Origin of the sequence: Fructobacillus cardui (assembly GCF_963580785.1) — a bacterium.
Taxonomy (GTDB): Bacteria; Bacillota; Bacilli; order Lactobacillales; family Lactobacillaceae; genus Fructobacillus; species Fructobacillus cardui.
The window spans coordinates 430,887-439,845 of the sequence record NZ_CAUZLS010000001.1 but is presented as its reverse complement, the minus strand read 5'-3'; the positions used below and the strand labels follow the sequence as shown (position 1 = coordinate 439,845).

Annotated in this window: 13 protein-coding genes and 1 riboswitch; of the genes, 11 read left to right on the top strand and 2 right to left on the bottom strand. The window is 39.5% G+C overall.

What is annotated here, in order from left to right; translation table 11 throughout:
* Nucleotides 1-559: 559 nt before the first annotated feature.
* Nucleotides 560-2,131, top strand: coding sequence for an MFS transporter (locus AABI20_RS02100; RefSeq protein WP_338346653.1), 1,572 nt, complete (start codon nt 560-562; stop codon nt 2,129-2,131).
* A 644-nt stretch (nt 2,132-2,775) separates the two neighbouring features.
* On the opposite strand, the gene AABI20_RS02095 is transcribed toward AABI20_RS02100, so the two are convergent.
* Together AABI20_RS02095 and AABI20_RS02090 are read right to left on the bottom strand one after the other, a co-directional pair.
* On the bottom strand, nt 2,776-2,904 hold the full coding sequence (locus tag AABI20_RS02095; protein ID WP_338346651.1) for a hypothetical protein: 129 nt from the start codon (nt 2,902-2,904) through the stop codon (nt 2,776-2,778).
* 30 nt (nt 2,905-2,934) lie between these two features.
* On the bottom strand, nt 2,935-3,084 hold the full coding sequence (locus AABI20_RS02090; RefSeq protein WP_338346649.1) for a hypothetical protein: 150 nt from the start codon (nt 3,082-3,084) through the stop codon (nt 2,935-2,937).
* 410 nt (nt 3,085-3,494) lie between these two features.
* Here AABI20_RS02090 and AABI20_RS02085 point away from each other — a divergent pair, with 410 nt between their 5' ends.
* From AABI20_RS02085 to AABI20_RS02040, 10 genes are all read left to right on the top strand, one after another.
* Nucleotides 3,495-3,656 (top strand): hypothetical protein, encoded by a 162-nt coding sequence (locus AABI20_RS02085; protein WP_161795106.1) that lies wholly within the window; start codon nt 3,495-3,497, stop codon nt 3,654-3,656.
* A 163-nt stretch (nt 3,657-3,819) separates the two neighbouring features.
* Nucleotides 3,820-4,032: a hypothetical protein gene (locus AABI20_RS02080; protein WP_338346647.1), complete on the top strand. Its 213-nt coding sequence runs from the start codon at nt 3,820-3,822 to the stop codon at nt 4,030-4,032.
* Between the two features lie 127 nt (nt 4,033-4,159).
* The gene (locus tag AABI20_RS02075) at nt 4,160-4,306 is read left to right on the top strand and encodes a hypothetical protein (protein ID WP_288845849.1); all 147 of its coding nucleotides are present in this window, start codon (nt 4,160-4,162) and stop codon (nt 4,304-4,306) included.
* Between the two features lie 117 nt (nt 4,307-4,423).
* A complete protein-coding gene (locus tag AABI20_RS02070) occupies nt 4,424-4,573 on the top strand; it encodes a hypothetical protein (RefSeq protein ID WP_288845850.1) in 150 nt (49 codons plus the stop codon).
* Between the two features lie 83 nt (nt 4,574-4,656).
* Nucleotides 4,657-4,746, top strand: a riboswitch (TPP riboswitch).
* Nucleotides 4,747-4,848: 102 nt separating this feature from the next.
* Entirely contained in the window at nt 4,849-5,601 is a 753-nt protein-coding gene (locus AABI20_RS02065; protein WP_338345498.1) for a 3-oxoacyl-ACP reductase, read from the top strand.
* Between the two features lie 129 nt (nt 5,602-5,730).
* Nucleotides 5,731-6,432 carry a potassium channel family protein gene (locus tag AABI20_RS02060; RefSeq protein ID WP_288845852.1) on the top strand — a complete coding sequence of 234 codons (702 nt, stop codon included), beginning with the start codon at nt 5,731-5,733 and terminating at the stop codon, nt 6,430-6,432.
* Between the two features lie 305 nt (nt 6,433-6,737).
* Complete coding sequence (locus AABI20_RS02055; RefSeq protein ID WP_288845853.1) at nt 6,738-7,301, top strand: hypothetical protein; 564 nt, start codon at nt 6,738-6,740, stop codon at nt 7,299-7,301.
* 221 nt (nt 7,302-7,522) lie between these two features.
* Nucleotides 7,523-7,651 (top strand): hypothetical protein, encoded by a 129-nt coding sequence (locus AABI20_RS02050; RefSeq protein WP_275403541.1) that lies wholly within the window; start codon nt 7,523-7,525, stop codon nt 7,649-7,651.
* Nucleotides 7,652-7,788: 137 nt separating this feature from the next.
* On the top strand, nt 7,789-8,511 hold the full coding sequence (locus AABI20_RS02045) for a gamma-glutamyl-gamma-aminobutyrate hydrolase family protein (RefSeq protein ID WP_053068975.1): 723 nt from the start codon (nt 7,789-7,791) through the stop codon (nt 8,509-8,511).
* Between the two features lie 148 nt (nt 8,512-8,659).
* On the top strand, nt 8,660-8,926 hold the full coding sequence (locus AABI20_RS02040; protein WP_338346640.1) for a hypothetical protein: 267 nt from the start codon (nt 8,660-8,662) through the stop codon (nt 8,924-8,926).
* The last annotated feature ends 33 nt before the right edge of the window (nt 8,927-8,959 follow it).

Here is an 8,959-nt window from a genome sequence, read left to right as displayed (position 1 = left end):
TGGCGCCACGATCATAAGATGTTAAAATTGAATAGCTCAAAGAATTTCTCCTCATGGTTTGTCTAGCAACTACCATTGTAAAGAATTCTTTGGGTTTTTTGTTTTTCAATTATCGTTCGAATTAATTATAGAATCTGCCATTTTAAAAAACTTGTCAAATGATAATTTATTGGTTAAACTATAAATCTAGTCGATAAATCTTGTTTATTGACGTAATCAGAAAAAGGCTTTAGCTTATGTATGATTTGTTGAATGAGATGTTTTTAGGGAACTCTAAAAACACATTCAAAAATCATCTTTTTTTTTGCTTTCATTTCGATAAAAGCAATCAAAAGATGAAACTTGTTCGGTTCATTCTTTTCTTTAAAAGAAGTGGCTGTCGGATTCATTTGTTAAAGCAATACGAAAGTAAAAAGCCGCAAAAATTTATTTTCGAATGATTACGTGAATACGGATTGGAGTAGTTGGGCTGCTCTACTAATAAGATTTATTCAACAAATCATCAATAATGACAATAGCCGTTCTGATTACTGTTACTTGTGTCAGAAAGGAATTAGAAATGAGTAATACAGTAAGAAGTAATTCAAGGAAATGGTGGGCGTTATTTGCCCTATCCTTGGGCGTCTTCATGAGTTTGTTAGACGTAACCATTGTGAATGTTGCTTTGCCAATTATGGCTGAAAGTTTTAAGACTAACTTTAGCAATGTTCAATTGGTGATTAGTGCCTATATAATTTCATATGCAGTGGTCATCTTGATTGTTGCAAAATTGGGTGATATGTATGGCCGTAAACGAATCTATTTAATTAGCATGGTGATTTTCGTTTTAGCTTCAGCCATTAACGGTTTAGCACCATCGTTGCTGATTTTAAATATTGGTCGGGTTATCCAAGCATTTGGTGGTGCTGGCTTAATGAGTTTAGCGCTAGCATTGGTTGCTTCCTTGTTTGATGGAAAAGAACGGGGGATGGCTTTAGGTATTTTAGGATCGGTGATGGGCATTTCGACCGTTTCTGGTCCCTTAATTGGTGGTATTTTATCCGAATCATTTGGTTGGCCATCAATCTTTTATGTGAACATTCCAATTGGTATATTGGCGGGAATTTTAGTTTACTTCACAACAAAAGAAATGCCGAAATATGGTGAAGGCCAGAAAATTGATTTTTGGGGGATGATTTTATCATCGACAGCAATTTTTTCTGCTGTTTATGGGTTAATCCAAAAGGAAAATCATGCGCAATTATCGTGGCTTGATCCTCAGATTGCCTTTTGGTTAATTGCAGCGGTTGTGCTGTTATTGGCGTTTATCGTTGTTGAATCTAGAATCGAAAAGCCGATGATGGATTTATCTCTGTTCAAGAATAAAAATTTCGTTGGTTCAATCATTGTTGCTTTCGCCTTGGGATCGGGCGTTTATGCTATGCAAATTTTCATCACATCAATGATGGAAAATGCGCTGTCGTATGCAGCCTTTGAAACTGGTCTGCGTCAGGTACCGATGACGATTTGGAGTTTAATTTTAGGGCCAGTTGCCGGCTACTTAACTAACAAGTTTTCAAATCGTCGTACCATTGCGATTAATTTATTAGTAGGTGCAGTCGGTTTAATACTTTTTGCTAACGCTATGACGACTCGGCTTTCCTATCAGGAACTGATTTTACCATTGATTCTGCTGGGAGTATCAAACGGACTCGTCAATCCATTACTGAATAATGCGGCATTAGCGGATGCAAAACCGGATGAAATTGGCATGGTATCAGGTTTAGTCAACGTCTTTATGCAATTGGGAACATCATTTGGGGTTGTTATCCTAGGATTGTCTCAAAGTAAGGCATATGACAGTCATCTGCATACTTTCTTCAATTCACTTGATGTCCACTTACCAAGCATTGAAAAGATACACAATCAGTTATTGGCAGAAGGACCTTTTTCAAGTCATAGTATTATGTCGCAGGATATAAATGCGCCAATGGTTATTGTGAAGAACGTTCAGCACGCTGCTTCAAAAGCATTTTACGCAGGGATGAACAGTGTGATGTTGGTTTCGGCATCTATTTTGACATTCGCTGCTGTCTTAGCATTTTTCTTGCTGAAAGATGGGCAAGCTGCTAAGAATTTGGAGAATAATTAATTGTGATTCATTTTAATTTGATTCTCAGAACGTAGACTGATATGAACACTGAACCCCAGAATTGAAACAAAATTCTGAGGTTTTTCTTATTTCTTATTTCCCGATATGCTTTGTGGCTGATTTATGAAAATATCGTCTTCAAAACGACATCTTATGTGTAAATAAAGTAAAATAAATGATAAAATTGTAGTTGTAAATTTTCAATCAGATTACTTGAAACATAAGGAGAAAAAATATATGGATACTGTATATGATGGCAACGCAAAGATTAATACTGTGAATAAGCATGTGTTTGTTTGGGTTTGCAACTTTTTGGTTGGTGGCTTTGGCGTTGACCGCTTTATTCGGGGGACAAATCGGTTTAGGTTTGTTCAAGCTCTTCATCGGCTCATGGATTACTTTAGGCATTTGGCCCTTTGTCGATTTTGTGATCGCGCTTGTTAAAGCTTATGGATCAAACAACCATAGCAATGAATTAACATTTATTAATGGTCGTTACGCTAACTAAGGGCTATGTGCTTGAGAAAGGTAACGGGCTACATTACTAATAAAAACCCACCGTTATTGGACGGTGGGTTTTTATTTTTTTCTTTGATGTTGTTGAAGTGGACTCAACTCAATACTGATTTAGCAGTGATCGTAACTTAGCCCAGCAGTGCAACGTAACCGACCATGCTAAGCACAGCAATGATACCGATAATAATGAACCATGGGCGCGTGTAGAGTGTATCTCGTGGCTGTTGGTCTTCGTTTTCTTTGTTTTTATTGTTCATCAGATTATTTTCCTTTCATACAAAATCAGATTACTTATATAGAATAATGGCGCGATAAGTAAGGGACCAGGGTGAAATCGTCATGACCTCATGTCCCTGAGTTTCCAAATTGCTGATAGCGGCATTCAAATTCTGTTCAAAACTTCTGGCAGTGTTAGCGGTGATGACCTTTGTTTTCATAGGTTCCCTCCGTTCTTTCAATCAACTCTCTATCCTCATTGTAAGTAAAGCGACTATTTTTTCAATGATGAGAATTGATTTTTTATTAAACTTAAAAAATTTGGGCTGGTATATCATTTATGATCAAGTCGTTGATTAGAAAAATATGATTTTTCTGCCCAGCGTTAATTCAAAGAATATTCATCATAAATTAGGACAATACTGATTTAAACAGCGTAAAATATGCTGGTTCTAAAGCAGACTAAGGGAAATGATCTTTTAACAGATTATCCAACATCCGTTGTGTAAATGATGGTTGTTCCTGTGAAAACGGATGGCTACAATGTAGACAGTTAAACAGCAGAGCGGTTGCTAAAAGCAACACCGCGTTACCTGCTATTTAGAAAAACGGTTGAAAGGTCGACAGCAAGATGGTTGAAAAAGTTAGATTAGCAGATGAAGAAGACTTTACGAAAGTAGGTCTCCAAAAGAATCACATTGTTCCTCGTGAAGATGCCGGCGGACGAACCCCGAAGGCGAAAATTACGAATGGTGGTACTTTGATGCCAACCTTGATGATGGTTCCCAGTTAGTAACGACTTTTTATGCAAAATCAGTTGTTAACCCATCTCCAGGATTAAAGCCTGCAATGGAAGTTGAATGGACCAAGAGTGGTGGTTCTGCCATTAAGGAAAAGATTGAATTTAAGCCAGAAGAGTTTAGCGCAAGTCAAGTAAAGATACTTGTGATGTCAAAATGGGCAAGAACTATTTCAAGGATGATTTGCACCACTATGAAATTGGTATCTTTGGTGAAAAGATCCAGGTTGAAGTTTCCTTTGATAACATCACACCAGCTTGGCGACCAAATTTGACGATTTACTATGGTAACCATGAAGAAAACAACTTCTCATGGTTGCCCGCTACTCCTTGTGGTCATGCCAAGGTAAAAATCACAGCCGATGGTTAGGAACCAAACCTTGAGGCTGATTGCTACCACGACTATGACTGGGGTGACGTGGCTTTGATGAAGGTCATGAACCACTGGTGCTGGGGGTCGTGCGAATATCGGCGATTACACCGTTATCAATTCTTACATGACGACTGAAAAGAAGTACGGTCATGCAAAAATTCCGGTTTTCTTGTTAGCGAAGCAAGAAGAGATTTTGGCAGATGACTTGCAGTACGTGACTTACTCAGAGACTGACAAGGCAATTGAACCTGTGATTAGTAAGCCTTATTAGCAAAACTTGGTGTTTGATTACAACAGTCCAGAAAAGCACTACCGCATCACATATTCTGCTGAAAAGGTTATCAAACACGATAAAATGATTGATTAGATTGATGGTTTCAAGAAGTTGATGGCCAAGATGGTCGGCTTTGCCGGTGCCTACCTTGGTTTTTCAGGAATCGTGAAGTTGGGAATCCTTGAGGGCGATAACGTTGTCGAAATGCAAAGCAGCAAGGGGCTCTGGGAAGAGGCTTACTTCGGTAAGACGATAGAAGACTAAAATTGGTCATTTTCGGTTGTAAATATTGGATTTTAAAATTAATCTAGAATATTGTGGGTAACTGATTTCATATGGTAAAATATAAGCAACGCTAGGGGCGTCGATTTGACTGAGAAGAACCCTTTGAACCTGAACTAGTTAGTACTAGCGGAGGAAAGTGTCATTGCTAATGAATTTTTTAGTGGTGCTTTCTATCTAGAAAGCGCTTTTTTATTTGCAGCAAACGGCAATAGGGTGAGTCACTGAGATGCCTTTCTAAAAGGAAAGGTAGAGTAATGTCGAAAACAGTTTTGATTACGGGAAGTAGCCGAGGTTTGGGAGCGGAAATTGCACGCACTTTCGCGAAAGATGGCTTTCAGGTAGTGATTAATTATTACCAAAGTCAAAAGAAGGCCGAAGAATTGGTAGCAGAAATCGGACCTGACCGCGCTATGGCTATTCAAGCTGATGTCCGGAATCGAGCCGAGGTTGATCAAATGGTGCAACAAGCCGTTGCTAAATTTGGTTCACTTGACACGGTTGTGAACAACGCCCTTATCAACTTTAAATTTGATCCAGTGGCACAGAAGCCATTTAAGGATTTGACTTGGGATTCTTATCAGGAGCAAATCGATGGTACATTGAAGGGAGCCTTTAATGTGACCCAAAGTGCCTTGCCACAAATGATGGCGCAAAAAGCTGGTCAAGTTGTTAATATTGGGACTAATTTATTTCAAAATCCCGTTGTGGCTTACCATGAATACACTACGGCCAAGGCGGCCATGATTGGCTTTACCCGTAATTTGGCAGTTGAGCTGGGCGAATTTGGTATCAACGTCAATATGGTTTCTGGTGGTCTTTTGCAAACAACGGATGCTAGTGCGGTCACAACGCCAGAAGTGTTTGATTACATCAAGCAGACAACGCCACTACGCAAGGTGACGGAACCAAGCGATGTTGCCAAGGCCGTCCTCTTCCTTGGTAGTGCTCAGGGACGGGGATTAACGGCACAAAATGTGACGGTTGACGGCGGTTTGACAATGAATTAATTTGAACGAATTTGGCAATGTCCAAGACGGGCATTGCTTTTTGTTTGCTGGGATAAAGGTGCAGTGGAATAGCGTCGGTTGAAATTATTGGTATTAAAATCAAGATAGAGTCTTTGGAGAGTGGGAGTTGTGAAGCAGTTATACTATGTAGCTAATTTTGTTTTGGCATTGATGTCGATTACGTTGGCATTACTGGATATTGGGGATGTCATTAATATTAAGGTGGGGATGCCTGCAATTATTAATCGTGATATTTTATTGTTCTTCTGGGTGGATTACATTGCTCGCTTGACGTTGGCAGTTGATAAAAAGGATTTTGTTAAGGGAAATGTTTTTGATCTATTAGCCATTATTCCAGTCGACTCGCTTTTTTCCGTCTTTAGAATTGCTCGAACCGTCCGCCTTCTAAAGTTATTAAAGGTAGTTCGAATTTTTGGCTTAACCGGCAAAATTAAGAATGATGTCGTCCGTTTTTTGAAAACTAATGGCTTTATTTACATGGTTTTGAGCGCCATCGCAATCATTTTGATTGGTGCGGGTATGTATTCGGCTGTTGAGGGAATCAATTATGGGAATGCCTTGTGGTGGGCGGTGACGACGACAACGACCGTTGGCTATGGTGATATTTCACCCCACTCGACTGTTGGCAAAGTGATTGCGACGGTTCTGATGTTTGTCGGAATCGGTTTGATTGGTAGCGTTACCAGCACATTGACGACCTTTTTCACAATTAAGGATGAAAAATCAGAAGTGGAGATGGTTGAAAATCGACTGCTAGCCATTGAACAACAAGTGAAAGAATTGACGACAATTCTGCGAGAAAAGGGATGAGTCTGTTGATTTTGGATTATTTTGGATTGGTTGACAGTCGATAATTTTGAAAGCCAATCTTGGGCGAAAGGCTTACTAGCAGGGGATTATGAGAACGAGTCACCGACAATTGTGCTTTTTATTCCTGTAGCCGAACATAAGTTCTACAAATTGTTATTAGAATGATAGACAAACTGACAACAAGAGAGTTAAACTAATGGAGTCAGTTACCAATCTCGTTATAAAAGGTTGGTACAAAATCTATTAGGTCCAGTTGAACATCAGGTCTGTAATGTCCTGATTTTTAATTGTTTGGGAGAGTTAGAATGTTTTTCTTGGTTTCATTGACTATCACTGGTTTGCTGTTTTTGACTGCAATTGTGAAGGCATACCATTTAGCACGACGCCGTCGAATCATTCGAGCAATGCTGAAGCGAGAAGTGAATCAAGCATTGGCTGAGCAAAATCAGCAGAATGATAATGACTTTGATTTTGATGTTCATACGCCAAAAGAGGTTCATGACTATCTAAAGAAGCAGTTCGAGGATGAAAATGCTTTAAACCTCGGCGACGGCCTCTTTATTGACGTAAAGACGGAGTACCTGTTTTACGACTTGGACCATGCTGATGCCGACGGCAACCTTTATTTCATTGAAAACTTTGATGAAATTGAGCACTATGAAGTGGTTGCGGAAACCGAAGAGACTAAGACCATTGCGGCAAACTTTTTAGATTTTGATGATGGTGATTTTGTTCATACAACACTCAGTCGGCGAGAAAATCCTGTGATTGGAACAAGTCCAGCTGATTATTTTGAAAAATTGTTGAAAAAATGCGTGAAGCAAAACCGGCAGGCCTACCAGGACTACTTGGTGAGTCAGGAGCGATAAAGGCGTTATTATATCCCCGCTTAATCTATTCACGTTACAATAAAGTTACGATTAGTATATTGAACGAGGTATAAAACGTGTTCTTATTATTTGGCTTAATATTAGTGATTTGGGGAATTGTTTCACTTTTCCGGTTCACTTTAAATGTATTTTCATACTTTTTAATTTTAGTTGGTATTTTGTTAGTGTTGAGTTTCTTCCTACATCACTGGATTTTTTCATTGATTATCGCGGCAGTTATCGTTTACATTGTCCGCAGTGGTAAGCGACGGGTGGTTGATGATCAACCGGATACGGGCTTTGGTCGTCGCGACATTAGCGATGAAGCAGAACAAAGTGATTCAAAATAATTTAAATATGACTTTGATAGAGGCGACCGAAAGGTCGTTTTTTTTGCTATCTACTGATTGTTTAGTAACATTTTCCTTTTTATCCCAACTGGTCTATAATCAAAATTACTTATTCTACTTGAAAAAAGGACGGATTGATGAAAATTGGTATTACAGCAGATGCAAATATGCAACAAACGGCCCCGAGTCGATTGAAGTTAGCCGATTATGTTCAAAAACGCCTAGTGGACGTCTTGGTTAAAAACGACGTGGTTCCAATGATTTTGCCGATTGCCAAGCCAGAAATGGCGACGGAGATGGTTGGGATGGTCGATGCGATTATTATTCCGGGTGGACCGGATGTTTCACCACACCTTTACGGTGAAGATCCACACCAGCACATTGGCGTAACGTATGTGCCACGTGATGACTTTGAAAAGGCGGTTATCGAAGAAAGCGTTCGGCAGAACAAACCTGTTTTTGGAATTTGCCGTGGGATTCAAATCATTAATGTTACTTTTGGTGGAACACTGTATCAAGATCTGACCTCACAATATGAGCAAGAAACCATTCGCCACGAACAGGTGCCGGATTCGGCTTTCCCAACTCATTTTGTCAATGTGGAAGAAGGTAGCTTTGTGGCCAAATCTCAAGGAGCTCACCCCTTCGTCAACTCCAAGCACCATCAAGCGGTGAAAATGGTTGCGGACGGTTTCGAGGTCACTGCACGGGCTAATGATGGCGTGATTGAAGCGATTGAAAATCCTGATTTGGCAGTTTATGGTGTTCAATGGCATCCGGAAACTTTTTGGTCTGACCATGAAAATCAGGAAAAGCTTTTCCAGGATTTCTTTGCTTTGGTGGCTGAAAAAAAGGCCTAATTGAACGATGATAAATACGGCGATAAACCCCTAATTTTACAATACTGGGATCCGTAAATTTATGCCAAATGGGAATAAATTTTGCAAACTAAATTGCTTATAATGGTGGCAAGAGAAAGCCAAATTTAATAGCAATGAGGTGATTAGAATGCAAAAATATTTATGGCCGGTGACCAAGGGCGGAATCATTTTTATGGGACTGCTGTTGATGGATTTCTTTGTTGCAATGTTTAGTATTTCCCAAAGTGGGGTGACAGAAACCGCACTAGGAATTCGGATTGAGATTGAACGCGATGCTAGCTCAATGAGCAATGTCGTGACGGGAACCTGGGATATGCTGGTGTACTTTACCGTCTTTATGGTTCTTTGGTTGGCTTATTCTTATGTTAAAAATAAAAATGCCGCTACTAAATAAAAGTGAACAAAAAAAGACCGACTTGAAGTCGGT